At 36.9% G+C, this 25,505-nt stretch carries 23 protein-coding genes and 1 pseudogene; 4 read left to right on the forward strand and 20 right to left on the reverse strand.

Translation table 11 applies throughout. The annotated features are described in order from the left end of the window. Window positions 1-118: 118 nt before the first annotated feature. From MKY94_RS17110 to MKY94_RS17150, 9 genes are all read right to left on the reverse strand, one after another. Entirely contained in the window at window positions 119-307 is a 189-nt protein-coding gene (locus MKY94_RS17110; protein WP_144542031.1) for a hypothetical protein, read from the reverse strand. Between the two features lie 338 nt (window positions 308-645). Then, window positions 646-1,242 (reverse strand): YdhK family protein, encoded by a 597-nt coding sequence (locus MKY94_RS17115; RefSeq protein ID WP_151112762.1) that lies wholly within the window; start codon window positions 1,240-1,242, stop codon window positions 646-648. Between the two features lie 124 nt (window positions 1,243-1,366). Further along, entirely contained in the window at window positions 1,367-2,101 is a 735-nt protein-coding gene (locus tag MKY94_RS17120) for a sulfite exporter TauE/SafE family protein (RefSeq protein WP_342577485.1), read from the reverse strand. A gap of 21 nt (window positions 2,102-2,122) precedes the next feature. Next, window positions 2,123-3,046: a F510_1955 family glycosylhydrolase gene (locus MKY94_RS17125; protein WP_151112758.1), complete on the reverse strand. Its 924-nt coding sequence runs from the start codon at window positions 3,044-3,046 to the stop codon at window positions 2,123-2,125. Window positions 3,047-3,061: 15 nt separating this feature from the next. After that, complete coding sequence (locus MKY94_RS17130; RefSeq protein ID WP_191697789.1) at window positions 3,062-3,739, reverse strand: response regulator transcription factor; 678 nt, start codon at window positions 3,737-3,739, stop codon at window positions 3,062-3,064. A gap of 37 nt (window positions 3,740-3,776) precedes the next feature. Continuing rightward, window positions 3,777-5,138: a HAMP domain-containing sensor histidine kinase gene (locus MKY94_RS17135; protein ID WP_154312268.1), complete on the reverse strand. Its 1,362-nt coding sequence runs from the start codon at window positions 5,136-5,138 to the stop codon at window positions 3,777-3,779. A 55-nt stretch (window positions 5,139-5,193) separates the two neighbouring features. Then, on the reverse strand, window positions 5,194-5,730 hold the full coding sequence (gene resA / locus MKY94_RS17140) for a thiol-disulfide oxidoreductase ResA (protein WP_154309972.1): 537 nt from the start codon (window positions 5,728-5,730) through the stop codon (window positions 5,194-5,196). Window positions 5,731-5,767: 37 nt separating this feature from the next. After that, the gene (locus MKY94_RS17145) at window positions 5,768-6,478 is read right to left on the reverse strand and encodes a cytochrome c biogenesis protein CcdA (RefSeq protein ID WP_342577487.1); all 711 of its coding nucleotides are present in this window, start codon (window positions 6,476-6,478) and stop codon (window positions 5,768-5,770) included. A gap of 363 nt (window positions 6,479-6,841) precedes the next feature. Further along, window positions 6,842-7,543, reverse strand: a complete 702-nt coding sequence (locus tag MKY94_RS17150) for a YjjG family noncanonical pyrimidine nucleotidase (protein ID WP_342577488.1) — start codon at window positions 7,541-7,543, stop codon at window positions 6,842-6,844. A 352-nt stretch (window positions 7,544-7,895) separates the two neighbouring features. Between MKY94_RS17150 and MKY94_RS17155 the strand changes: the two genes are divergently transcribed. Next, entirely contained in the window at window positions 7,896-8,099 is a 204-nt protein-coding gene (locus MKY94_RS17155; RefSeq protein ID WP_191697792.1) for a hypothetical protein, read from the forward strand. Further along, window positions 8,060-8,343 (forward strand): annotated as a pseudogene (locus MKY94_RS17160) (transposase); the annotation flags it as partial. The gene MKY94_RS17155 and the pseudogene MKY94_RS17160, both read left to right, overlap by 40 nt. Window positions 8,344-8,921: 578 nt before the next feature. Here MKY94_RS17160 and MKY94_RS17165 read toward each other — a convergent pair. From MKY94_RS17165 to MKY94_RS17180, 4 genes are all read right to left on the reverse strand, one after another. After that, entirely contained in the window at window positions 8,922-9,947 is a 1,026-nt protein-coding gene (locus MKY94_RS17165; RefSeq protein ID WP_144541647.1) for a cytochrome d ubiquinol oxidase subunit II, read from the reverse strand. Next, entirely contained in the window at window positions 9,944-11,290 is a 1,347-nt protein-coding gene (locus MKY94_RS17170; RefSeq protein ID WP_342577489.1) for a cytochrome ubiquinol oxidase subunit I, read from the reverse strand. Before MKY94_RS17170 ends, MKY94_RS17165 begins: the two co-directional genes overlap by 4 nt. A 279-nt stretch (window positions 11,291-11,569) precedes the next feature. Then, a complete protein-coding gene (locus tag MKY94_RS17175; protein ID WP_151112745.1) occupies window positions 11,570-12,481 on the reverse strand; it encodes a diacylglycerol kinase in 912 nt (303 codons plus the stop codon). A gap of 117 nt (window positions 12,482-12,598) precedes the next feature. Further along, a complete protein-coding gene (locus MKY94_RS17180; RefSeq protein WP_151112743.1) occupies window positions 12,599-13,165 on the reverse strand; it encodes a thioredoxin family protein in 567 nt (188 codons plus the stop codon). 124 nt (window positions 13,166-13,289) lie between these two features. On the opposite strand from MKY94_RS17180, the gene MKY94_RS17185 reads away from it, so the two are divergent. After that, on the forward strand, window positions 13,290-14,606 hold the full coding sequence (locus MKY94_RS17185) for a TrkH family potassium uptake protein (protein WP_340844825.1): 1,317 nt from the start codon (window positions 13,290-13,292) through the stop codon (window positions 14,604-14,606). A 158-nt stretch (window positions 14,607-14,764) separates the two neighbouring features. Here the strand turns inward: MKY94_RS17185 and MKY94_RS17190 are convergent, their stop codons facing one another. Beyond that, on the reverse strand, window positions 14,765-15,394 hold the full coding sequence (locus MKY94_RS17190) for a Type 1 glutamine amidotransferase-like domain-containing protein (protein WP_342577490.1): 630 nt from the start codon (window positions 15,392-15,394) through the stop codon (window positions 14,765-14,767). A 210-nt stretch (window positions 15,395-15,604) separates the two neighbouring features. On the opposite strand from MKY94_RS17190, the gene MKY94_RS17195 reads away from it, so the two are divergent. Further along, on the forward strand, window positions 15,605-16,072 hold the full coding sequence (locus MKY94_RS17195; RefSeq protein WP_151112738.1) for a hypothetical protein: 468 nt from the start codon (window positions 15,605-15,607) through the stop codon (window positions 16,070-16,072). Between the two features lie 726 nt (window positions 16,073-16,798). Here MKY94_RS17195 and gatB read toward each other — a convergent pair. The 6 genes from gatB to pcrA all read right to left on the reverse strand — a co-directional run bounded on the left by gatB (window position 16,799) and on the right by pcrA (window position 25,492). Beyond that, on the reverse strand, window positions 16,799-18,229 hold the full coding sequence (gene gatB, locus MKY94_RS17200; RefSeq protein ID WP_144541632.1) for an Asp-tRNA(Asn)/Glu-tRNA(Gln) amidotransferase subunit GatB: 1,431 nt from the start codon (window positions 18,227-18,229) through the stop codon (window positions 16,799-16,801). Next, window positions 18,229-19,695: an Asp-tRNA(Asn)/Glu-tRNA(Gln) amidotransferase subunit GatA gene (gatA, locus tag MKY94_RS17205; RefSeq protein ID WP_151112734.1), complete on the reverse strand. Its 1,467-nt coding sequence runs from the start codon at window positions 19,693-19,695 to the stop codon at window positions 18,229-18,231. The genes gatB and gatA overlap by 1 nt, the downstream gene beginning before the upstream one ends. A 22-nt stretch (window positions 19,696-19,717) precedes the next feature. Then, window positions 19,718-20,008 carry an Asp-tRNA(Asn)/Glu-tRNA(Gln) amidotransferase subunit GatC gene (gatC, locus tag MKY94_RS17210; protein ID WP_144541628.1) on the reverse strand — a complete coding sequence of 97 codons (291 nt, stop codon included), beginning with the start codon at window positions 20,006-20,008 and terminating at the stop codon, window positions 19,718-19,720. An 81-nt stretch (window positions 20,009-20,089) separates the two neighbouring features. Beyond that, a complete protein-coding gene (locus MKY94_RS17215; protein WP_151112732.1) occupies window positions 20,090-21,226 on the reverse strand; it encodes a CamS family sex pheromone protein in 1,137 nt (378 codons plus the stop codon). Window positions 21,227-21,240: 14 nt separating this feature from the next. Beyond that, the gene (gene ligA / locus MKY94_RS17220; protein ID WP_151112730.1) at window positions 21,241-23,241 is read right to left on the reverse strand and encodes an NAD-dependent DNA ligase LigA; all 2,001 of its coding nucleotides are present in this window, start codon (window positions 23,239-23,241) and stop codon (window positions 21,241-21,243) included. A 22-nt stretch (window positions 23,242-23,263) separates the two neighbouring features. Next, window positions 23,264-25,492 carry a DNA helicase PcrA gene (gene pcrA, locus MKY94_RS17225; protein ID WP_151112728.1) on the reverse strand — a complete coding sequence of 743 codons (2,229 nt, stop codon included), beginning with the start codon at window positions 25,490-25,492 and terminating at the stop codon, window positions 23,264-23,266. Between the last annotated feature and the right edge of the window lie 13 nt (window positions 25,493-25,505).

Here is a 25,505-nt window from a genome sequence, read left to right on the forward strand (position 1 = left end):
CCGTTCTTGTGTAATGGATATTATTATATCAAATATAGGCGTCCAATAGTATCAGGTAGCTTAAGTGTATTAAATTTCTCACTTTTTTTACCCACAAAAAAAAGTAAGGAAAATTTCCTTACTCGTTTAACTTTAACATTAATGAATCCTCTATGACAGTCCACTGCTTCTCAGGTAATATACTTTTGTTTAACCGAGCTACAAATTGCTCGGCCTCTTCAAGATTGTAAAATACTTTTATCAGTTGGCTATTTGAATTTTTCAACACTTCTGTAACACCATTCGTGCTACGTGCAATCACAAACATGTTCAACTCCAATTTATGGCATTAACAATTTATCATTGTTATTACCATAGTATCTCATTAAACAAAAGAAAAGTATACATTTTTTGGAAAATTATAAAACTATATATTAAAAAAAATTATAATTTTTAAAATCTCAAAATACATTAAATTTCTTTTTGATAATAGTCTATACAACCCAAAAAAGCAGCATGGCATCAACGCCATTTTTATTTTTAGAAAGTAATTTTAAGAAAGAAGTATCTGTTCTGCAGTTTTCCCTATAGAAGTGGAATCATAATATTGACATTTCTTCCGCAACTTCAAACAAACTCTTTCGTGAAAGTTATAAAAATTTTAGTTTATTTTGCTGATAGTTCACTTTCTGTTACCCACTTATGATTTGTAACTGCTTCCCCGTCTGTAGTTGAAATGTAATCTACCATATATACGGTCGTAGCTTCTGATGAGTCAATTTCTGCATTAGCACCTTCCATTCCAGCCATATGGTCAGCTTCAATGGTAACTTCTGTTCCTGGTTTTAAAGGTTGATCACCGGCATTTTTTATTTCTTCTTGAATTACCCATTTGTGATTCTCCACCCTTTTGCCACCAGTTGTTGGAGTATAAGAAATGACATATACAGATGTATCATAAGCTCCTACAATAGTTGCTTCTGCACCCTTCATGCCGCTCATATGGTCAGTCTCTAAAATTGCTTGACTGCCAATTTCAAAAGTTGGGTTTTCAGCTACTTTCAATCCGTCAGGAACTTCACCAGACCCAGACATGTCCATATTAGAATGATCCATACCTTCCATACTCTCGCCAGAACTTTCATTCATGTTCATATTATTAGGATTAGGGTTTGTATTGGTTTCCTTCTCATCACTAGCACAAGCAGAAATAATCATTACAACAACCAACAAAATGGTACCTATTATTAAATTTCTTTTCATTATAATCCTCCTCAATCTTTATTAATTACACACAACAATATAAACTTTGTTGTTGAAGACAATCATACACTGAAATTATGAAAAAACTATGCAGAACTTCCCCATAAATAATTGACCAAAAAGCTTATATTTCCCAGTAAGTGATTGTGTCAAAGAGTCCTATCATAAGAATTATAATGCCTGCTAAATTCTGAATAACTTTTCCCAGCTTCATACTTTTTTTCATTATTAATTGCCTTGCATCAAATAACCAAATTAATATAAACAAAAGAATTAGCGGTAAGGACGTCGCAAATCCAAATACTGCAGGTAAGACAAAACCATAAGAGGTTGATAAAACAGTAGGCATTAACCAAACAAAAAATAAGATAAACATTGTAGGACAAAATGCTAATGAAAAACTAGCTCCTAATAGAAAAGAACCTAACTTCCCTTCTTTTAATACCAATGGGATGCGCATAGTTAATCTATTAATAAAGCCAAACTTAAAAATCCCTAAAAGTACAAGACCTGTAACCATCATAAGTGGCCCAATCGCTTTACGAAATAGTGGGAAGAACTCTGTCATTTTTGTCTCAAAGGATTGACCAAATATCCAAGCCAATAATCCAATTAAACTAAATACAACGATTTTCCCTACGATAAAAGATATAATCTCTCCCCAATTCCCCTTCATTTGAATTGTTCGATTTCCATAAAAGGTAATAGCACTTAAATTCCCCGTTAATTGACAAGGTGCAGCCGCCCCAATTAAACCAAGTAGAAGTGCGACTACAATCGGAAAATGTTCGAAGGAGTGTAAGAAATCAGTAACTGGGTTACTTATTGTTTGACTTATCTTTGACATCAAACTGTACATCTAAATTCACCTTCTATTTTCTTATATTGATAACTCACCATTTGAAGCGAGTTTATCCCAAGAAAATCCTTCGTCTTTTGTTACATAAATATTATTATTGTTTGTAGCTATTACGATCTCTTTTAGATTCCCTGGGTTTATTGCAATAAAGATAATGGGATCCATTTCTAAATCAGATGGTAGTTCAATTTCTGTTTCCTCACTATTCTCTATCATGAAAGATTTTAGAAATACCTTATCATTATCAAAATTAGAATAATAACCTCCTGTCTCATTAAATGTTACATACGTGATATTATTAGTATCATTCTTCCGTTTAAAATTTTGTCCATAATCATCCGAAATAAATAATCCATCCTTGCTTGCTGCAGCAATAGTTTGCTTATACGTTGGGTGTGCAGACAAATTGGAAATATAATCTGACGTAAATCCATTCATAGCAACCTTCTTCCAAGAAACACCTTCATCTACAGAATAGTGTAAACCTACATCCATCTCTTTAACGGGTGTTTCATTTAATACGTAAATTGTATTTGAATCATAGCCAGCCGCAAGATAATGAAAATCAATCTCTCCATAAAAAGCTAATTGTTCGAAACTTGCTCCTTTATCGTTGCTCTTTATAAGACCTAGAGGATTTTTATATTCACTTCCTTCTTCTGGGTGACCACTTGAGAAAAATCCTTCTCGTACAGCTTGAAAGCCCATATAATCATGTTTTTGACTATTTGCTTCTTTCCATCCTTCTTTGCCATATTCATATAATCCTAAATGTGTTGCAATGGCAAATTCGTTTCCTCCATTTATATATCCCATACCGTGTATATGATCAATTTTATTATTTTTAACTTCGTTAAATAAATATCCTTCCTTTTCATTTGAGTTACATGCAGACAGGAGAAATAATATTACAATTAAACCAATTAAAAATTTATATTTTTTCATTTTAATATAACTCCCTTAGCTCCATTTATATCCGATTCCCCATACCGTCTTAAGAAATTCATCAATAGGGAAACCATTAGCTTTCAATTTTTCTCTCAAATTGCGTATATGTGAGTCTACCGTTCTTGTGTCTGTATATGTGCTAAATTCCCATGCAGCATTCAATAGCTCTTCGCGTGTATATGTTTTTTTGGGGCGAGTAATTAATGCTTCAATAATATAAAATTCTTTCAATGTTAGTTGTACGATTGCTTCATGGTATTGTAATGAATAAGTCTCCCTATTTAGTCTAAAAGCTTCGTAAGTTATAGACACTTCCTCCAATTCATTCACAGATAACCGGCGTAATATTGCATTAACTCTTGCCACCAACTCTTTTTCATCAAAAGGTTTTGTTATATAATCGTCAGCCCCAGTGTTTAATCCTTTTACTAAATCTAACTTTTCAGATCTGGCTGTAAGCATAATTATAGGAACATCAGAAAACTTTCTTATCTTTTTACAAGCTTCCCATCCATCCATTTCTGGCATCATGACATCTAAAAGGACAAGATTAACTTTCTCATTTTGCAGTATCTCTATTGCTTTCTTGCCACTTGTTTCTTTCATACATATGAATCCAAGTGGCTGAAGAAATAATTCAATTAAATCTAACATTCTAGGCTCATCATCAACTAACAAAATTTTCTGCATGAACGCTCAAAACCTCCTATTCAATCCTTACATAATCCTAAATTATTACTGTAAATGTACTTCCTTTTCCCAAAATACTATGAACCTCAATGCTTCCTCCATGCGCTTCCACTAATTCCTTCACAACAGCAAGCCCAATTCCTGATCCACCAAACGAACGTGAACGTGACTTTTCTATACGGTATAGTTTTTCAAATATGAAACTAATTTCATCGTTGGGAATTCCTATTCCACAATCAATAACAGAAATGATTGTCCTCTTCTCTTTTTTACGTACATCCAATGAAACCTTTGTATTTTCTTTAGAGTATTTCAATGCATTATCAAGTAAATTCAATACAATTTGCTCTAATCGCAAAGAATCGGCATGTACTTGAAAATTGTCCTCACATACATAACTTAGTTTGATATTCTTCATCTCAAAAGAAGGTCCAACTAGTTTGATGATGTTGTCAAAAAACGGCTGTGCATCAAAATACTCCTTTGATACAGTAAAAGAATTCTCATCCATTTTTGCTAAATCTAATAAATTTTTTACAAGTTCTTTCATTCTTTCTGACTCTTCTGCAATTATTAAAAGATACTGCTCACGTTCTTCTTTACTAATCTCTTTTCGCATTGCTACATTAGAATATCCAATTAGATATGTAAGAGGAGTTTTCAGTTCATGAGCAACTGAAGCTAAAAATTCATTTCGTTCCGTTTTCATTCTTTCTAGGTCATTCGCTAACTTTTGAATAGAACCTGACAATTTCCCGAGTTCATCCTTACCGATGGAAGGAAGACTCACAGCAAAATCCCCTTTGCTTAAGTTCTCCGTAGCTTCTTTCATACGTATTAAAGGTCTCGTAAGTAGTCTAGATAATGCCGTATAGACGATAAACAAGAGGATAACACTTGTCCCACCGGCAATTCCAAAATGCATGTTTAGCTTGTCCACCAATTGCTTAATAGAAGATGTACTTTGAAACATGACAACATAACCAGATTGATCATTACTCACTTTATAGGGATGTGCACTTATAATATAAGGTGATTCATTCCACTCTGAAACTAGTACTTCATCTTTTTTCGAATCCAGATTTTTTATTATTGGGATATAGTCATCTAAAGGCAAATTTTTTTCAAATGAGCTATTTATGATTTCCCCTTTGTTATTTGTAATAACGACTTCTCTTTCCTTTCCCTTTTCCATCAATACGATATGTCTCATAGTAGTATCAGAGTAGTATTCAAGAAGTACCTCGCGATGATTTGATCCGTTTTTTAATAATAAAGAGAACTCCTCATCAATTCTTGCATGTACAATATTTTGATGGAGATAAAAAATAAGGAATGCTTCCATTATCAGTACAGCGATGAAAAAATAAGCTGTTAACTTTGTCGAAATTCTATTCATCAAACCATTTACACCTTCTCACTAAAGAATCCAAATAACCAAATGAAACTAAATATTATGAAGGCATTATCTGCTCCATATATCGCTTTATGCTTTCCTCACTCATCTCACCAGTGATTATTTTCTCAATTTTACCTTCCGGGTTAACAAGAAAAGTAGTAGGTAAAGGATTAATATTATATGTCTCCATTACACTTTTATTTTTATCTATCAAAACCGGGAAGCTCAAACCTTTGCGATCAATATATTTTTGCACTTTAAAATCGGACTCACCTATGTTTACTGCCAGTATTTGAAGACCGTTGTCTTTTACTTTTTTATACTGTTTGTCCATCAGCGGGAATTCTCTCTCACAAGGTTTACACCAAGTTCCCCAAAAGTTTAAAAAGACCCCTTGACCTCTGTAATCAGATAATTTATGTCTCTCTCCATTCATATCAATTAATACAAAATCAGGCGCTGTATCTCCTACTTGTAAAACTTCATTTTTACTTTTACTTAAATTAGTGTATATGGTAAAGACAATTACTCCAACCATTAACGTCAAAAGTGTAAGTCGCATGTAAAATCTTTTTTTCTTTTTGTTTTCCATAGTAAAAAACCTACTCTCTAATAAGTTTTGATTTAATTTAAAACCCTGTAAATCCTCCAAAAAAAGGAGTCAAAAATTCTATAATCTTTGTCAGCATATCAAAATATAGTAAGACTCCCATGACAACCATTAAAGTTCCTCCAAATTTCATAAACATTTCACTTCTTTTTTGTAAAAACTTCATTTTTCCTATAAATAACGACATAATGAGAAATGGAACAGAGAAACCTAGGACATAAAATAACATATATAGGATTCCACGTTCAGGATCAGAAAACCCTAAAGCAATAACACCAGCAAGAATTGGTCCTGTACATGGAGTCCATCCAGCAGCAAATCCCATACCAATCAACACAGACCCTATATGTCCCTTGGGACGCTTTTTAAACTGAACTCTCTTCTCTGAAAGGAGAAAGTCAAAATTAATAATACCTAGTATTACTAAACCAAAAAATATTATAAGAATTGCTCCTATTTGGCGTATTAAGTCTTGGTATTCAATAAAAATTGTTCCTATAGAAGATGTGGAGAAACCTAATGCCATAAAAATGAATGAAAATCCAAGTAAAAAAAGAAGCGTATGTACCAATGCCTTTCTATTTAACATACCTTTATCTTGTGTAAGTTCATTTAGAGATACCCCAGTTACATATGAAAGAAATGCGGGATAAAGGGGTAATGAACAAGGCGATATAAAGGACAAAAATCCCGCCCCAAAAGCCAAGAATAAACTTAATTGGTCAAACAATAAATTCACCTATCCTTTCATTATCCTCACGAATAGTATAGATAATAAATATGAAGAAATTATGCAGAGATTAATATAAAAAACTAAAAGAAGTTAAAATATCTTTTTATTGTTTTTTTAATGGAAAAGTTGGATTGTAAGAGGCTAATTCTACAGGGGACGGAGCTTAATACTTAACACTCTTTTACAGCGGATACAATGAGAGGAGCATCTTTATAATCTCAAATAATAAAAAAACAACAACGTTTATTTGTACGTTGTTGTTTTTCGTTCTTTTGTTATAAAACAAATTAGGAGTGCAATTTGCTTTGTAGATTTGTTTATTCTTTTAATAAAATTGTTAATATTGGAATCTCCTAAAGCTTAAATTTCTAACATTTGACCTCGAACTATTTTTTTCATCTCTTTCCAATTTTGTATTTCATATGTAGGTAAAATAGAAGTTCTATTTTCTTTTTGCTGAGGATTGAACCAGCAAGTATCAATACCAAAATTATTCCCACCTTGTATATCAGAGGTAAGTGAATCACCAACCATTAAAACGCTAGACGGGTCTGTTATTCCTAGTTTCTTGAATGCATATTCAAAAATAGCTGACTGCGGTTTTTGATAACCAACCTCTTCTGAAGTGATTATAGCTTCAAATTTCCCATTCAAAGGAGAACCGTTGACTCTTGCATGCTGGGCTATTTGGAAGCCATTCGTTAAAACAGCAAAACGGCAGCCAGATAAATCCGTAAGCATTTCCTCTACACCATCGATTAAGTGAATTTCTCTTCCAAGGTTTTCAATATATTTATCACTTACTTTTTCTACATCTAACTCGAGGCTATGCTCTAAAAACAAACGTTTGAATCGCTCTATTTTTAATAGTTCTAGTGTTGTAATGCCGTTTTCTAATTCATCCCATAATACCTTACTAATTGCCTTATAGCTGCTTAAATAATCCTGAAGTCCATTTGGTAATCCATATTCTACAAATAACTGTTGAAATGCATTTTTCTCAGTCATTCCAAAATCGTATAAGGTATCATCTAAATCGAACATAATTACTTCATATCTCATTTATTTCTCCACCCCTTCTAATTCTATTTTAGCATAATCACTTTTCTTGTTTGTTTAGAAATTGTTAAGCAAAAAGGACCTCTACTAATGAGGTCCTTTCAGACTGAGACAAACTCTTAAAATAGGGTTTGTTTACAGTCTTTTTATATTTTAGAATTAAATTAACAATAAGATCGTTGATTTCCATTCCGGGACCGATGCTTTCCCCGGGCACGGCTCCAGCTAACTAAATGGTGCCTACAACGGTAGGCCCATTTAGTGGATCTTCCGCTCGTGCTGTTCCCGGTGGAGTCACGGTCCCTCCATTCCAATCAACTTAAATATTCTATGTAATAAAGTGAGGTCTATAAATATGATGACTAAAAATCAAATCAATGAACGTGAACAGCTTGAAATACTAACAATGGAACAACTTGTTCCTTCTGATCACTTAGTACGGAAGTTAGATGCTGCTATTGAGTTTTCTTTTTTCTATCCTATTGTTGAGCCACTATATTCGACTGCAAACTGTCCCTTCTTAACAGATGTACAGAAAGTAAAAATCCTACTAAATTGATTCAGCGTCCTATTTGGGCAGATTATTTAGAAGAAGTCGAACATCTTCGTCATCATCAGGAAGTGAAATCAATTTATGCAAAATGCAAAGAGACGATTGAACGGTCTTTGCAGATGCGAAAGAAAATCATGGTATGCGATGGACAACGCTAAGAGGCCTTAAAAAATTGTCCCTGCAGGCGGTGCTTACTTTTGCTGCAATGAATTTGAAAAAGCTGGCCACATGGACTTGGCAAGGAGCTTAGAAAAGGGATGATTGCCTCAAAGAGGCTTTCATTTCTCCAAATCAGTGTACTTATTTTGAAAAATAAATGACAAAAGGGTTGGAAACCATTTCGATTCCCAACCCTTTTCCAATTAATCTAGGTTAAATCGACGAAAAAGTCCGTTGCAGCTTATCATTTTGGTTCTTATTACTTCAAGTTGGGGTTTCCATGCCAAACCGGCTTGTTCATTCCTTTAATAGGAAGCACTGGTGATGGGAGCGGAGAGCGGCGACTCCAGCGGGAATAGCGCGAGCTGAAGACCCTGGACTGAGCTTAGCGAGGGAAGCGGCTGAAGCCGTGCCCGCGGAAAGCGTCCGCTCGTAGCGGAGATCAACGTTTCTAGCTTTATCTCTTAAAAAAAAACTGTAGGCAAAGCACCAAAATTCATAGTGTTTGTCTACATTCTGAAAGAACCTCTACTAATGAGGTCCTTTTTACTTATTCTTCCTTAACCGGACCATCCTTGGTGGATACCCAAAATGCAATAATAATGGAGCCGATCAGTACGATGAAGGGTGCATAAAAAATTAGAAATTCAGTCATAGCGTTCGTTCCTCCTAAGCGTGATTATTCTTCTTCCCCTTGACATAATCTTTATTGAAAAGAAAAAGCTTCAATAAAAGATATAAGGACGGGATTAACAAGGCTAAACCTAGTATAAACGCAATTATTAAGGATATTGCCATTGCCTCATTTGTGAAGCTATCATAGATTGTTAAATATGGATAAAGCAAATAAGGTTTATGGGAAAAGCCGTAAGCAAAAAAGGCGATTAAGAATTGTCCTGCCAATAATCCAAATGCCAAACCATACTTACGTTTTTTCCATAATAACCAGACGGTACCTAAAAACAATAGGAATGACAATCCAAAGGCCCACGAAATATCGAGCATATTATTGTAATGCTCCACGTTGTGCGAGCGCAATTCTACAATAATTCCACCAGCTGTAATGATCGTTGGAAAAGACCAGATTAATGCATACTTTCTCATCAAATTTGTTGCTTTTACATCTCCAGCCTTGTTGGCATACCATGTTAAAAAAACAGCCGAAATATATAAAACAGAAGTAAGACTTAATGCTACAATTGACCAGGTTAAGGGGCTGATGAACAAGGCGTTGTAATCTAAGCTTGGTGAGCCGTTAATCATTTCGATAAAACCACCCTCAGAAATGGTCAGGACTGTTGATAATGAGGCTGGTAGTAACAATCCGGATAAACCATACATAAAGGAGTACCCTTTATGCCCTCTGGACCCGTATGTTTCGAACGCGTAATAGGAGCCTCTAATCCCGAGCAATATTAAAGCAATACCCGCTGGGACAAGAAGAGTTGTTCCATAATAGAAAGCTGTCTTAGGAAAAAAGCCAATAATTCCTACAAAGAAAAATACGAGAAATACATTTGTTACCTCCCAAACAGGGGATAAATATCGCTGAATAATATTACTCAATATATGTTGCTTCCCAGTTATCAAGCTATAAGCATTAAAGAACCCGGCACCAAAATCAATGGAGCCAACAATTACATATCCAAATAGAAATGTCCAAAGAACTGTGAGACCTATGATTTCCAGACTCATTGAATATCACCGCCCTTTTCTGAATTTCTATCTTTAATCTCCTGCTCAACCGGATTTTTTCGGAACATACGAGTAAGCACTACAACGCTACCTATTCCAAGTACCACATACAGACCTGCAAACAGGATTAACATAAAATCTACTTGATCACTCGTAGTAGCTGCATCTTCTACTCTCATTATTCCTCTTAATATCCAAGGCTGTCTCCCTACTTCTGCAAGCCACCAGCCAGCTTCAATTGCTATAATAGCTGCTGGGCCTCCTAAAACGAGAAGCCATCTATAAAACTTAGAATCGACAAATGCCCATTTTAATCGTTTACCTAGCCAATATAGCGCTGAAAGTGCAGTTAATCCCATACCGATTGTCACCATAATATCAAAGAGATAATGTATATATAGCGGAGGTGTTTCATCCTCTGGGAACTGGTCCAATCCAATAACCTCTGAAGTTGGGTTGAAGTGTGCAAGTATACTCAATGCATAAGGAATCTTAATAGCGTATTTAACTTCTCCATCGTCTAAGACCCCATATAAAATAAGTGGAGCATTTTCTTCTGTTTCAAAATGCCATTCAGCTGCCGCTAATTTTTCGGGCTGATACTCCGCTAAGTATTTACCAGAAAAATCACCGATAATGGCTGTCGCAATCGAAAAGATTAATCCGAGCTTTACCGTTAAATATAAAGCTTTTTTATGATAAATATGATTAGATCCCTTTAACAAACGAAAGGCTGCTATACTAGCCAACACAAATGCTGATGTCATATAAGCTGTTACAACTACATGTGCTACCTTTGTAGGCATCGCTGGATTAAACATCGCTAGTATGGGGCTAATGTTAACTAGCTCTCCATTTACTACATCAAAGCCCTGGGGCGCATTCATAAAAGCATTTACAATGGTGATAAATACCGCTGAAAAGGAAGCACCGATTGCTACAGGAATTAGCAATAATAAATGTTTTTTCTGATTCTCAAAACGATCCCAAGTGTACAAATAAATTCCTAGAAAAATTGCTTCAAAGAAGAATGCGAATGTTTCCATAAACAATGGAAGTGCAATAATATTCCCTGCTAGCTCCATAAAATTTGGCCATAAAAGTGATAGCTGCATACCAATTGCTGTACCGGTAACTACTCCGACTGCAACCGTAATTACAAATCCTCTTGCCCAACGTCTTGCCAACAATATGTAGTGTTCATCGTTCTTTTTAATACCTACCCATTGTGCAATCATAATCATTAAAGGAACACCAACGCCGATCGTCGCATAAATAATATGAAATGATAAGGTCAACTCTGTCAAAACTCGACTATAAAATAATGAATCAGCATTTCCCATGCTAAACCCTCCTCATCCTCCAAAAACTCTTCCAGCAATCGAAAGTATCATAATTCCCGCAACTACAAAGGCGAGCCACATCAAATACTTCTCTTGTCTCTTATACATACTATTCCACTCCTTCATATTCCTTATCCAGTATTAGTTTTAAATTATTCCCTAAAAAGATGGATTCCTAACATACTATTAGTAAAATTAGAACAAATATGAATAATGAAGGATTGCATAAAAAAAGTTACACTAAAACCCAGCACTTATATTGTGCTGGGTTCAATAATTTTACGGTCTGTCCTGCTCTCGAATTTCATCGATTGGTACAAAAACCTCAATATGTCTGTATAAGTTATGGAATGTTGCTGGAATGGTACCACCATATTCACCATCTAGATTCAGAAGAACCTTATCGTCAGAAGTTACTTTAATATTTGTCGCTTTCTTATAAATGACATGAGGATCTCCTAAGTGCTCTCCTCGAATAGCGAGTGTTGCCAAGCGAATAAACTCTGCAATATTTACCTTTTTAAGAATTAGTAAGGAGAATTTCCCATCATTAATGCTTGAGTTGGGAGCTAGCTTTTCAAAGCCGCCTACAGAGTTTGTAAGCCCCACAAGGAACATCATAGCTTCATCCTCAAATACTTCGCCATCGTATTCAATACGGACTTTAGTTGCGTTTATGGATGGAAGCATCTCAATTCCTTTTAAATAATAGGCCAGCTGTCCAAGCATAGTTTTTAGTTTACTTGGCACTTCATATGTAAGCTCAGTGATACGACCACCACCTGCTATGTTAATGAAATAACGGTCATTGACCTTACCCACGTCAACTGGTATTGTGTCGCCTTTTATAATAATTTCAACCGCTCGATGAATATCTCTTGGTATATGCACAGCTCGTGCAAAGTCATTTGTCGTTCCCATTGGAATGACACCAATTTTCGGGCGATTTTCAAATTCACTTACACCAGCTACTACCTCATTGAGAGTCCCGTCTCCCCCAGCGGCAATTATGATATCAAATTTATTCTCTACTGCTTTCTTGGCTGCGTTAATCGCATCCCCTTCACCTGTGGTCGCATGGCAGGATGTTTCATAGCCTGCTATTTCTAAAGCCTCCAATACTCCTGGTAAGTGTTTCTTAAACAATTCTCTTCCTGAGGTTGGATTGTAGATAATTCGTGCACGCTTCATACAGATTTCCTTTCTACTTTACAATTTCTTAATTATAAAGACTATATTTATTCACAATAAGTTCCTAACGTACGAAAGAGCCGACTATAGCCGACTCCCATAAAAAACAATGCTCGATTATTTGTTTTGAAGAATTGGCAGCCAGTGACTACGAATATCTTCGTATACGGCTAAATGGAATTCATTGTTAGTCATAAACTCATGAGTCATTTGCTCATAAAACTTCTTTTGCGTTTCTTCAAAAGCAGGATCTTCCTTATCTGGAAATTTCGCTCTACCGTCCATTACAAATTTTTGAACGACCTCTGCACGCGGTCCCCACTTAGAAATTACTTTCCCATCGTCATTGAGCAATAAATAAACAGGAATAGAACGTCCACCATTCGTTAAATATTGATCCATAAGCTCTAAATTTTCATCGCGGTATACAGCACGGGTTTCTAGACCTGCTGCTTCTGAAACTTTACGAATAATCGCATTATTCATCATAGCATCTCCACACCAGTCTTCAGTTATAGCTAGTATATGCGGTTTTTTTGTTTTTAATATCTCAATAAATTCATCATCTGCTGGGACTTCAAATTGGTCATAAATACTAAAGGATTCCTCTTTTTTCGTTGTCATATCATTCATATATTGCTCCAACGTTTTAGCTTCTTCAAAGTAATGCTGTTCTGTTTTCAATGAAAAATCCCCCTTTTTCTTTAGTATACTTCGTTTAACAACTTGTTTCAAACAAGTTGTTGACAGCCGATCTTAATAGGATTAAAGTAATTATTATTTTATATCCATTAAAAGGAAGTGCCACATGGGAAAGAAGCTCTCTTTTTCACCGCCAGTTCTTATTGCTGGTAGTTTTGCTTGTTTAATATTTATCGGAACAATTATGATAAAGCTGCCTATAGCGACGACAACGTATATCTCATGGGTAGACGCTCTCTTTTTGGTAACTTCTGCTACCACTGTTACAGGTCTTAGCGTTTTTGATCCTGGTAGTACTCTTACGCTTTTCGGGGAAATAGTTTTACTTATTTTGATACAATGTGGCGGTATCGGTTTAATGACATTTGCTGTCGCTATACTTATTCTTCTCCGAAAGAAAATTGGTCTACAGCAAAGAATTTATTTGCAGGAATCCTTTAACCAGCCCTCTATCGGAGGTATCGTCAAGCTAGTTAAACATATTCTCCTGTTTGTTGTTTGTATCGAGTCTGTGGCTATTATTCTTTTAACGATCCATTGGATTCCGAAGTATGGCTTCGTCGATGCAATCTATTATAGCTTTTTTCATGTAATTTCCGCCTTTAATAACGCAGGCTTCTCTTTGTTTTCAGATAACCTAATGGACTTTACAAACGACCCTATAGTAGTGTTACTTATCACGAGCCTTATAATCATTGGAGGTATTGGGTTTGTAGTAGTAATTGATGTATTACGTAAAAACAGCTTTCGAGTATGGTCACTCCATACTAAGCTGATGATTATAGGGACACTATGTATAAATACTTTTGCAACTCTAGTTCTATTAATCTTAGAATTTAATAATAACGATACAATCGGTGAAATGAGTTTACTAGAGAAGATTATGACCTCTTATTTTAATGCAGTAACTCCGAGAACTGCCGGCTTTAATATGGTCGATTATGGCCTAATGGAGGACCCTTCTCTATTATTTACAATGCTTTTGATGTTCATTGGTGCAGGTAGTGCCTCCACTGCTTCCGGTATTAAGCTAACGACCTTTATTGTCATTATAGCTGCAACCATCGCATTTTTCCGTCAACAGGAGGAGCCTGTGCTGTTTAAAAGGTCCATATCCAGAGAGATTATTATCCGTTCTCTTGTTATTTGTACCGTAAGCTTGGCAACAGTATTTATATTTGCTTTTGCATTAACCATAACGGAGCGCTTACCTTTACTTCCATTACTATTCGAAGTTTTCTCAGCTTTTGGAACGGTCGGAATCACAATGGGTGTCACCCCACAGCTATCAAATATAGGAGAAATCCTAATTTGTATATTGATGTTCTTAGGAAGGATTGGACCACTGACTTTATTCTTCATTTTGACTAAACCAAAAAAGGTAAAATATAAATTTCCAAATGATCAGATATTTACTGGGTGAGGAAAGCTAATGGCCCCTGTCAGATAGCAGGGGCTTTTCTATATTGGTATTTTGGAATCGGTCGGTTTAGGGCAAATAATCGTTTCGCTTTACTGATATGCGACCTAACCAGCACTTTTTTCTTCACACAAAAAAACCGCCCCAGAAGACAGTTTCTCTTAAACAATGCTTTTATTCGAATTCTCAAAGGTAATGATATTATTTACTCTTGTGTCTATGTTTCCATCCTTATAAAAGATAGCACTACCATCTGGAAGAGCATAGATGGTTCTCCCTTTAGATAGAGTCAATAGCTCATTATCTGATTCTGGACGATAATGGACTTCTACACTAAAATCCACTAACCCTAATCCTTGTAATACTATTGTGTCAGGGTAGTCTTCATCCTTTGTCAGTATGCAGTCAGTACAAAAAGCTAATGCACCTGCGCTATAGCCAATCATCAATCCTGGAAAGCTACTAATAGTTCCAGTCAGCTCTTTATCCAAGATAACCTGAAGCAATCTCTCTGGTTGTCCTCCTATAAAATAAAGAACGTCGTAAGCTTGAATCATCGTCACCATTTTTTCTTTTGATAACTCTTCATGCAATAAACCAAGTGTCACGTTAGGAATGCAAGCAAAAGCCTGTCTCATGCTTTCCATCCAGCTATCATATCTAGATTCGTCTGTTGCAAATGGTATAATCAAAACTTTTGCATTAGGATTAATTTTACACTCCAATTCTTCCAAAACATCATTAAGTTCACCCTTTAAAACATGTCCACCACCAATAAAAAAAAGCTCCATCCTCATCACCCTATCCCTCATAATTATCTCTCATCATAGCACCATTTGTTAGTAAATTAAATGTAAATTAGTTCTCCTCTATCTTTAAGGAATTTGAAAAATGGCTTTTCCTATATATTATCGTAAATGGATATTTAAGTTAAAATATAAAAGAAAGAATTATTTTGGACAATAGAAATAAAAATTGCTAATCAATATAGGGGGATACTAATGCGTAGTATTATTATCATTTTATTAGGTTTTGGACTAGTGTTAACCGGTTGCTCAAATGAAGAAAGTGTTACAGAAGTCAAAGCTTATATGGCAGAAGATATACCTTTGGAAGATGGATCAGGTAGAGTAACTATTGCCTTTGAGCAAATAATCGATGACAGTACTATTGAAGATGGAATTATTGATGTAATTGTATTAGTAAAAGGTTTAAAACCGACTGCAAACTATGAAATTTCACTTGGAGGAGATAATAGCGAAGGAGTTGTTTTTGGACCTAAAGAAAATGTAGAGGTACGATTTGGAACGATGGTTGGGGGAACTTTATTTCAACCTAATGAGCAAGGAGAACTATATGTTTCCATGAAGAACCCCTTAAGAATTATAAATGGCAAAGAAGTGCGAGTTTATGTCTCAGAAAATGGAAAAGAAGTTTTAAGCTCTCAACCTTTTATGGTGTCAAAATAGATATAACATTAGTGTAAAAAATTAGGAAATTCTTGTTGAAGTAACGTTTGCTTTATTAATAAAGACAAAAATAAGCTTATAAATAATACTCAACTTTTGATTGTAGCGGCAGACGACGACTCCTGCGGGAGCAGGGAGACAGATAAGCCATCCCATACGACGCGCATGCGACGGGGATGGCTTAGCACTCCCCCCGCGGAAAGCGTCCGTCTAAAGCGGAAATCTACTATTTAATTGTTCTAGCTTTATGTAGTTAAATAGTTTTGTCCTATACGACTTCCCATTTATACATAACCGCTGATTGTAGCGGCAGACGGCGACTCCTGCGGGAGCAGGGAGACAGATAAGACATCCCATACGACGCGCATGCGACGGGGATGGCTTAGCGCTCCCCCCGCGGAAAGCGTCCGTCTAAAGCGGAAATCTACTATTTAATTGTTCAAGCTTTATGTAGTTGGGTGAGTGTTGTCTATACGACTTCCCCATTTTTATACATAACCGCTGATTGTAGCGGCAGACGGCGACTCCTGCGGGAGCAGGGAGACAGATAAGACATCCCATACGACGCGCATGCGGCGGGGATGGCTTAGCGCTCCCCCCGCGGAAAGCGTCCGTCTAAAGCGGAAATCAACCATATATTATTGGCGTTTTTTTAACAAATTATATCTATAATTACTTATACTATACACAAAAAAGATGACCCCTTTAAGGAGTCATCTTCTTTTATTATCTTTTCACAATTTCTTCATTTAGGATTTTATTAACAAGAGGCGGGTTAGCTTGGCCTTTTGTTGCTTTCATAATTTGTCCTACTAAGAAACCAATTGCACGGTCTTTCCCGTTTTTAAAGTCTTCAATGGATTGTGGGTTAGCATCTAATGTAGCTGTAACAATTTCACGAAGAGCGCCTTCATCTGAAATTTGTACTAAGCCTTTAGCTTTTACTACTTCAGCAGCGTCTCCGCCATTATCCGCCAGCTCTTTAAATACTTTCTTCGCAATTTTAGATGAAATTGTTCCATCTGAGATTAGCTTAATCATGCCAGCAAGATTAGAAGGAGTAAGCTTGATATCCTTCAATTCTTTTTGGTCGGCATTTAAGTAAGCAGATACCTCACCCATTAACCAGTTAGAAGCTAGCTTTGCATCTGCTCCTAGGGCAATAGTTTCCTCAAAGAAATCAGACATTTCTTTTGTTAAAGTAAGCACCATTGCATCATATGCAGGTAAGCCTAAATCTTCAATGTAACGTGCTTTACGAGCATCTGGAAGCTCAGGAATTTCAGAGCGAACTCTTTCTCTCCAAGCATCATCGATGACAATTTGTACTAAATCTGGCTCTGGGAAGTAACGGTAATCATCCGCGCCTTCTTTGACACGCATTAAAATTGTTTTACCAGTTGATTCGTCATAACGGCGAGTTTCTTGTGGAATAACTCCACCTGATAAAAGAACCTCAGCTTGTCGAACTTGTTCATGCTCAAGACCACGACGTACAAAGTTAAAGGAGTTTAAGTTTTTAAGCTCTGTTTTCGTACCGAATTTTTCTTGACCATATGGACGTAAGGAAATGTTCGCATCACAACGAAGTGATCCTTCTTCCATTTTACAGTCAGAAACTCCAGTGTATTGAATGATGGATTTAATCTTTTCTAGATAAGCATAAGCTTCTTCCGGCGTACGAATATCTGGCTCTGATACGATCTCAATCAAAGGAGTACCTTGTCGGTTAAAGTCTACAAGAGAGTATCCATTGCTTGTATGTGTAAGCTTACCAGCATCCTCTTCTAGGTGAAGACGAGTGATACCGATACGTTTCTTTTCGCCGCCTACTTCAATCTCTACCCAACCATTTTCACCGATCGGCTTGTCAAATTGAGAAATTTGGTAAGCCTTCGGATTATCAGGATAGAAATAGTTTTTACGGTCGAACTTCGTAATAGGAGCAATGTCCATATTAAGCGCAAGAGCGGCTCTCATTCCCCACTCTACTGCTGTTTTATTTACTACAGGTAATACCCCTGGATAACCAAGATCAATTACATGTGTGTTTGTATTTGGTTCTGCTCCAAAGTGAGCTGGTGCTGGTGAGAACATTTTAGAATCAGTTTTTAACTCTACATGAATCTCTAGTCCAATAATCGTTTCAAAATTCATTATTTTGCTCCCTCCCATATTTGCGGAGTTTGTTTATGGAAGCTTGTTGCTTGCTCATAAGCATGTGCCACACGATAAATTGTTGCTTCATCGAAGTATTTACCGATAATTTGTAAACCAAGTGGAAGACCGTCTGCAAATCCACATGGGATAGAGATTCCCGGTACACCTGCAAGGTTAACTGGAATTGTTAAAATATCGTTTGCATACATCGTTAATGGATCTTTTACATTTTCACCAATTTTGAAAGCTGGTGTTGGTGTAGTAGGCCCGATGATTACATCATATTTTTCAAACACATTGTCAAAATCTTTCTTGATCAATGTACGTACTTGCTGTGCTTTTCTATAATAAGCATCATAAGATCCAGCACTTAGCGAGTATGTTCCAAGCATAATTCTTCGTTTAACCTCGTCACCAAAGCCTTGTGCACGCGTTTCTTTATATAGCTCCATCAAGTTTTCTACATTGTCTGCACGGAAGCCATAACGAATGCCATCGAAGCGAGCCAAGTTAGATGAGGCTTCAGATGATGATAATAAGTAATAAGCTGCTAGTGCGTATTTAGAGTGTGGTAAGGATACTTCTTCCCACGTTGCTCCAAGAGATTCTAAAACCTTTAGTGCGTCAAGTACAGACTGTTTGGAAGCTTCTCCAACACCTTGTCCTAAATACTCTTTAGGTACAGCAATACGGAGTCCTTTAATATCACCTGTTAATGATTTAGTAAAGCTTGGTACGTCTACATTTGCAGAAGTAGAATCGTTTGCATCTAAGCCTGAAATAGCCTCTAGTAAGAAGGCATTGTCCGCTACATTACGAGTAACAGGTCCAATTTGGTCTAGAGAAGAAGCAAATGCTACTAATCCAAAACGTGAAACGCGACCATAAGTAGGTTTCATCCCAACTACTCCACAGAAAGAAGCAGGCTGACGAATAGAACCACCAGTATCAGAACCTAATGAAAAAGGAACCTCACCAGCTGCAACTGCTGCAGCAGAGCCGCCTGACGAACCACCAGGTACATGATTTAAGTTCCATGGGTTACGTGTGTTTTTATAGGCAGAGTTTTCATTAGAAGAACCCATAGCGAATTCATCCATATTTAGCTTACCAATAGTAATTAGACCTGCATCACGCAATTTATGTACAACAGTTGCATCATAAATAGGGTTAAAGCCTTCTAAAATTTTGCTGGCACATGTTGTTTCAATGCCTTCAGTTACAATATTGTCCTTAACTCCGATTGGCAATCCGAAAAGGGGGCCTCTTTCCTCGAAAGGAACTTGATCCATTTCTTTTGCTTGAGCAGTAGCTTGCTCTTCATTTAACGCTAGAAAAGCTTGAACTTCTCCGTCTACTTTATCAATTCTTTTATAGGATTCAGCAGTTAGCTCTTGAATAGATACTTCTTTCTTTTTGATAAGATCTTGAAGCTCTGCTGCTGAATGTTTGAATAATGTCATCAGATGCCCTCCTTACTTTTTCTTATTCTATAATAGTTGGTACTTTAACTTGTCCTGCTTCTTCTTCTTTTACGTTTTTCATCATTTTTTCACGATCTAATCCAGGTACAGATTTGTCATCACGAAGAACATTCACTAATGGTAATACGTGAGTAGTTGGAGCGACATCAGTAGTGTCTAACTCATTAAGCTCGTCCGCAAATTTTGTAATTGCAGCTAGTTGATCTGCAAACATTTCTGCCTCTTCTTCTGTAATTGCAAGTCTAGCTAAATGTGCAACATGCTTTACTTCTTCTTTTGAAATATTCGCCAATTTTTACACCTCCGAATTCAATAACCATAACAACAATCATATCATTTTTCGCACTAGTTGAACAGAGTACGATTGGTTTCATTACTGGTTATAAATATGAACAAATGCGTCCTCTTTTCCAGCTTCTTTTACTAATAATGCCTCAGCCCCATCTAGAGAGGTCACTTGAATTTCTACACTCATCTCGGCAGGGAAATGGTTTTTCATTAATACAGCGAGTTGCTGGGTAAAGCCTATTACCTCTGCAGTGCCGTAAAATTGTATAGGTATTTCAATCGTAAGCTTTTGAAGCTGTTGATCTCTAAAGTAGCCTCTTCCGATAACGCTAGTATAGTTTGAGAAGTATATTCCTACATCTTGCTTAAAGTTGCTAAATATTGTATTTAAGTCACGATATTTTTTTTCGGCATCAGTGGATGGGAACATAATATACTCTTCATCGACCGGCTTCCAATCTGATAAATTAGCTCCTTTTGATGCTACACTATATTGGAAGTAGGAGCCTGGTACTATAGCATTGCGGCTATTTTGTTCAAATAACCCTACAACAATAGGTACTTCCTCTAATCCTTCTATTTGCCTCATACGATTGACAATTTCAGCTGCAATTCTTTCACCGTTTTTCTTAATCTCTTCCTGTGTTAGAGGTTGTTCAAACGTTGCTCCATATTGTTCTTTTTGATAGTAGTATATAGAGTTTAACGAAACTCCTACTGAGACTCCAGCCAGCCTTGCCTTTTTATCAACTACTTCTAGATAGTTTTGCTCCACAATATGAGTCACATAAACGGGAGCCTTTAATGCTTTCTCTTCTCCAGTAAGCCCCTCATCACTTGGATTTAACCCATCCTTTGTTTGACTGTTTCTTGCCAGCCAGGAGGATATTGTTTTTTTATCTAAATATTGTCCCTCTTGGAATAAATACTTGTCTGGAGAAAACTCTGTTTGAGAAATTCTAAAGAGGCCTAATTCGACTTCTTTCATATCATATTTCGTATAAAGATTGGAGACAACCAAGCCCCTGCTAGCGCTCTCCTTATATGGAAAAAGAGTGCGGTAATATGTTTCATCTAGCTGGAGACTTGGAATAATAACAGTCTCACCTTCTTCTTCCTCCGTATTTTGTATAACTTCCGTTTTATCTTTTTGATTAGGAGTACATCCAGTTACGATTAGCAATAAAATCAATATAGACATACCTAAATATTTTTTTGCCATGCTTAGAACTCCTTTTATTCCTCTAAATTATTGAGCAGCTTTTGCTCATCCCATACTTCAATACCTAGGCTAATAGCTTTTTCAAGCTTAGATCCGGCATCTTCACCTGCAATGACTAAATCCGTTTTTTTACTGACACTTCCAGCTACATTGCCACCTAATGATTCAATTTTTTCCTTTGCATCGGGGCGTGTCAGCTGTGTTAGTTTACCAGTTAAAACTACTGTTTTGCCTGCAAAAGGACTGTTTTCCATTGTCGAAGCATCAATAATTTTACCTGTGTACTTCATATCAAGGCCAGATTCTTTTAAGCGACCAATCAGTTGCTGAACCTCTTCTTGCTCAAAATAAGTTACTAGAGAATCAGCCATCTTTTCTCCAATTTCATGTATAGCAGTTATTTCTTCTCTAGATGCCTGCATGAGCGCATCGAAGTTGTGGAATTTCTCTGATAGAATTTTGGCAGCCTTTTCACCAATATGACGGATCCCTAAACCAAATAACACTCTTTCCATAGAATTAGATTTGGAAGCACTTATCGCTTCTACCAAATTCGTAGCAGATTTCAATCCCATTCGCTCTAGCTTGACTAAATCATCTACAGTCAGCTTATATAAATCGGAGATGTCTTGGACAAGTTTCTCTCTGTACAGTTGTTCTACGACCTTCCCACCTAGCCCTTCAATATTCATCGCATTACGAGAGGCAAAATGGTAAATTCCCTCACGAATTTGAGCTGGACATTGCGGATTGACACATCTTAGTGCAACCTCTTCCTCTATTCGTATTAACTCACTTTCACAGACAGGACAATGAGTCGGCATTTCATAAGGAGGTAAGTCTTCTTTTCTTTCTTGTAGGATGACTTCTACGACCTCTGGAATAATGTCACCAGCTTTTCTTATAATAACGCGGTCTCCAATACGAATATCCTTTTCACGGATTAAATCCTCGTTGTGTAAAGAAGCTCTTTGCACGGTAGTACCCGCTACCTGAGCAGGTTCTAATAATGCGGTCGGGGTCACAACACCGGTTCGTCCTACTGTTAGGTCGATACCAATAATAGTTGTCACTACTTCCTCTGCCGGAAATTTATAGGCTATGGCAAAGCGGGGACTCTTTGCTGTAAAGCCAAGCTCCTCCTGCTGAGAATAATTGTTCACCTTAATAACTATTCCATCTATTTCATAAGGAATATCATTTCTTTTTGTCGTCCATTCCTCTATAAATGCCATAACCTCTTCTATTGAGCGACATTCTCGAGTTTCGTTATTAGTAGGTAAGCCTACCTCTTTCATAAATTTCAAGGCTTCTGAGTGGGTATCGATATTAAACTCTTCCCCATCTCCCCCCATTCCATAGATGAACATTGAAAGATTCCTACTTGCAGCCATTTTAGGGTCTAGCTGTCGCAAAGATCCAGCTGCAGCATTTCTTGGATTGGCAAATAGTTCCTCGCCTTTCTCAGCTCGTTGTTCATTTAGCTTAAGGAAGGATGACTTAGGCATATACGCCTCTCCCCTAGCCTCTAGGGTTACATTTTCCTTTAGTCGCAAAGGGACTGCACGAATGGTTTTAATATTGCTTGTAATATCCTCACCTGTAGTTCCATCTCCACGAGTTGCACCACGCACTAGTCGGCCATCCTCATATAGAAGCGAAACTGCCAACCCGTCTATTTTCAGTTCGCATACATAGACAGGGGTCTCATCAATAATATTTCGAATACGCTTGTCAAAGTCTCTAATATCCTCTTCATTGAATGCGTTGGACAGACTTAGCATTGGATTAGCATGGGTAACTTTCTTAAACCCTTCACTTACCGTTGAGCCTACTCGTTGAGTAGGAGAATCTGGGAAGATTAAATCAGGATTTTCCTCCTCTAAAGCGATTAACTCATGTAAGAATTGATCGTAAACTGCATCAGGAACGGTGGGCTTATCTAACACATAATAAGCATATCCATATTCATGCAATATTTTGTGCAGCTCTTTCACTCTTTCTAATTTATCCATGAACTTTCCTCCGCTAAGAAAATTATACTTTTTCGATTGGTGCAAATTTAGCCAGTAGTCGTTTTATACCCGTTGGACTAGGGAAAGCGATATCTAACTCTGTATTCTCACCTTCGCCACGAACGCTTACTACCATACCTTCTCCCCATTTTTTATGAGAAGCCTTGTCGCCAACCTGCCAGCCTAAACGCTCACCACCAGTGGACTGGTATGCTGGTCTTGAAACAGCAGCTCTTGGTACTGGTGCAATTACCTTCGTATCTCTGCTTTTGTTTTTACGGATATCTCGAGACCATCCAACAACCTCAATAATCTCATCCGATATTTCCGAGATAAAGCGAGAAGGGCTGTTAAAGCTACCTCGCCCAAATATTGTACGAGATTGTGCACAAGTGATATAAAGTCTTTCCTCTGCTCGGGTAATTCCAACATAAGCTAAACGACGCTCTTCCTCCATCTCATCATCGTCTCCGATTGAGCGAGCATGAGGGAAAATATTCTCTTCCATTCCAATGATGAATACTACCGGGAACTCCAAGCCTTTAGCAGCATGCATCGTCATTAGGATAATGTTCCCCTGTGACATGTCCTCATCTTCGTCCAGTTTGTCGATATCTGAAACTAACGCTAAATCTGTTAAGAATGCAACAAGTGACTTATCGTCACTGTTTTCTTCGAATGCTTTCGTAACAGATAAAAACTCTTCGATATTCTCTAATCGACTTTCTGCTTCAATCGTTTTCTCGTTTTTAAGCATAGTTTTATAACCAGTTTTCTCTAACACCTGCTCCACGATTTCAGTTACTGATAGGAACTCCTGCATTTGTGTCAGGTTTTGAATAAGTCCATGGAACTTAACGACCGAGTTTACAGCTCTAGCTGGTAATCCTATAAAATCTACTTCGTTTAACGCATCTAATATAGAGCGATCCTGTTCAATAGCGTATCTCGCAATACGATCAAAGGAAGTAGCTCCTATATTTCTCTTCGGCTCATTAATGATTCGTGCAAGTGACAAGTCATCGTCATTATTGGCGATCAAGCGAAGATAAGCTAATAAGTCTTTAATCTCTTTTCGATCATAGAACTTAGTACCGCCAACTATTGTATAGGCCATATTCGATTTTACAAGCACTTCCTCCATTACACGTGATTGTGCGTTCGTGCGATATAAGATGGCAAAATCGTTTAACGTCCTATTTTCGGTTTCAATCAGCTCTTGAACTTTTTGTACTACATACTGGGCTTCCTGTTGTTCATCATTGGCGCGGAATAGTTCAATTTTTTCGCCCTCAAGATTTTCTGTGCGTAACACTTTAGGGTAACGACTTTGGTTATTACCAATGACGTCATTTGCAGCCTTCAAGATTCGTTGGGAGGAACGATAATTTTGCTCCAGCATAATCACTTTTGCATTCGGATAATCCTTTTCAAAGGAAAGGATATTTTGAATATCCGCTCCACGCCAGCGATAGATGGACTGATCCGAGTCGCCTACAACACAAATATTTTTAAATTTCTTAGCAAGCATTTGAACCAGTTCGTATTGCGCTTTGTTCGTATCTTGATATTCATCTACATGGATGTACTGAAATTTATTTTGATAAAATTCCAAAACATCTGGTACTCGCTTAAATAACGTTAGAGTAGTCATGATTAAATCATCAAAGTCTAAGGATTGGTTTTTTCTCAGGCGTTTTTCATAACCCTCGTAAACCTTTGCAACCGTCTTTTCAAAAGGATTAGATTCATTCATTTGTGATTTATAAGTATCCGAATCGATACATATATTTTTGGCGCTGCTTATCGCATTCAGCATAGAACGAGGATCGTATTGCTTAGTATCAATATTTAGCTCTTTTAAAATACCTTTAATAACCGTTAGCTGATCGGAAGTATCTAAAATAGAGAAACTTTTAGAATAACCAATTCGATCAATATCTCTTCTTAGAATTCGCACACACATTGAGTGGAAAGTGGAAACCCACATTCTCTCTCCAGTGCCCTCTCCTAAAATAGTATTTATACGTTCGCGCATTTCCCGTGCCGCTTTGTTTGTAAACGTTATGGCCAAAATTTTAGAAGGGTATACTTCCTTTTCTACTATCAAGTAAGCAATACGATGGGTGAGCACTCTTGTTTTACCTGATCCTGCCCCAGCCATGATTAGTAATGGACCCTCGGTTGCTTTGACTGCCTCTTCTTGCTCTTTATTCATCCCGTTTAATAGGTTTTTTGCTATAAGTTCCATACTACACTTCCTC

This window comes from Psychrobacillus sp. FSL K6-2843 (assembly GCF_038626375.1).
GTDB lineage: Bacteria > Bacillota > Bacilli > Bacillales_A > Planococcaceae > Psychrobacillus > Psychrobacillus faecigallinarum.

What these genes read in the sequence shown, in the direction of transcription:
- resA (WP_154309972.1), bottom strand. Translation starts at nt 5,730, where the DNA reads ATGGAAAACAAAAAGAAAAAAAGATTTTACATGCGACTTACACTTTTG.
- MKY94_RS17110 (WP_144542031.1), bottom strand. Translation starts at nt 307, where the DNA reads ATGTTTGTGATTGCACGTAGCACGAATGGTGTTACAGAAGTGTTGAAA.
- MKY94_RS17190 (WP_342577490.1), bottom strand. Translation starts at nt 15,394, where the DNA reads ATGGAGCTTTTTTTTATTGGTGGTGGACATGTTTTAAAGGGTGAACTT.
- gatA (WP_151112734.1), bottom strand. Translation starts at nt 19,695, where the DNA reads ATGACATTATTCAAACATTCAGCAGCAGAGCTTCAAGATCTTATCAAA.
- gatB (WP_144541632.1), bottom strand. Translation starts at nt 18,229, where the DNA reads ATGAATTTTGAAACGATTATTGGACTAGAGATTCATGTAGAGTTAAAA.
- MKY94_RS17175 (WP_151112745.1), bottom strand. Translation starts at nt 12,481, where the DNA reads ATGAAGCGTGCACGAATTATCTACAATCCAACCTCAGGAAGAGAATTG.
- ligA (WP_151112730.1), bottom strand. Translation starts at nt 23,241, where the DNA reads ATGGATAAATTAGAAAGAGTGAAAGAGCTGCACAAAATATTGCATGAA.
- MKY94_RS17150 (WP_342577488.1), bottom strand. Translation starts at nt 7,543, where the DNA reads ATGAGATATGAAGTAATTATGTTCGATTTAGATGATACCTTATACGAT.
- MKY94_RS17155 (WP_191697792.1), top strand. Translation starts at nt 7,896, where the DNA reads ATGATGACTAAAAATCAAATCAATGAACGTGAACAGCTTGAAATACTA.
- MKY94_RS17165 (WP_144541647.1), bottom strand. Translation starts at nt 9,947, where the DNA reads ATGAGTCTGGAAATCATAGGTCTCACAGTTCTTTGGACATTTCTATTT.
- MKY94_RS17135 (WP_154312268.1), bottom strand. Translation starts at nt 5,138, where the DNA reads ATGAATAGAATTTCGACAAAGTTAACAGCTTATTTTTTCATCGCTGTA.
- MKY94_RS17125 (WP_151112758.1), bottom strand. Translation starts at nt 3,046, where the DNA reads ATGAAAAAATATAAATTTTTAATTGGTTTAATTGTAATATTATTTCTC.
- MKY94_RS17130 (WP_191697789.1), bottom strand. Translation starts at nt 3,739, where the DNA reads ATGCAGAAAATTTTGTTAGTTGATGATGAGCCTAGAATGTTAGATTTA.
- MKY94_RS17215 (WP_151112732.1), bottom strand. Translation starts at nt 21,226, where the DNA reads ATGGCAAAAAAATATTTAGGTATGTCTATATTGATTTTATTGCTAATC.
- MKY94_RS17195 (WP_151112738.1), top strand. Translation starts at nt 15,605, where the DNA reads ATGCGTAGTATTATTATCATTTTATTAGGTTTTGGACTAGTGTTAACC.
- MKY94_RS17120 (WP_342577485.1), bottom strand. Translation starts at nt 2,101, where the DNA reads ATGTACAGTTTGATGTCAAAGATAAGTCAAACAATAAGTAACCCAGTT.
- MKY94_RS17170 (WP_342577489.1), bottom strand. Translation starts at nt 11,290, where the DNA reads ATGGGAAATGCTGATTCATTATTTTATAGTCGAGTTTTGACAGAGTTG.
- pcrA (WP_151112728.1), bottom strand. Translation starts at nt 25,492, where the DNA reads ATGGAACTTATAGCAAAAAACCTATTAAACGGGATGAATAAAGAGCAA.
- MKY94_RS17115 (WP_151112762.1), bottom strand. Translation starts at nt 1,242, where the DNA reads ATGAAAAGAAATTTAATAATAGGTACCATTTTGTTGGTTGTTGTAATG.
- MKY94_RS17185 (WP_340844825.1), top strand. Translation starts at nt 13,290, where the DNA reads ATGGGAAAGAAGCTCTCTTTTTCACCGCCAGTTCTTATTGCTGGTAGT.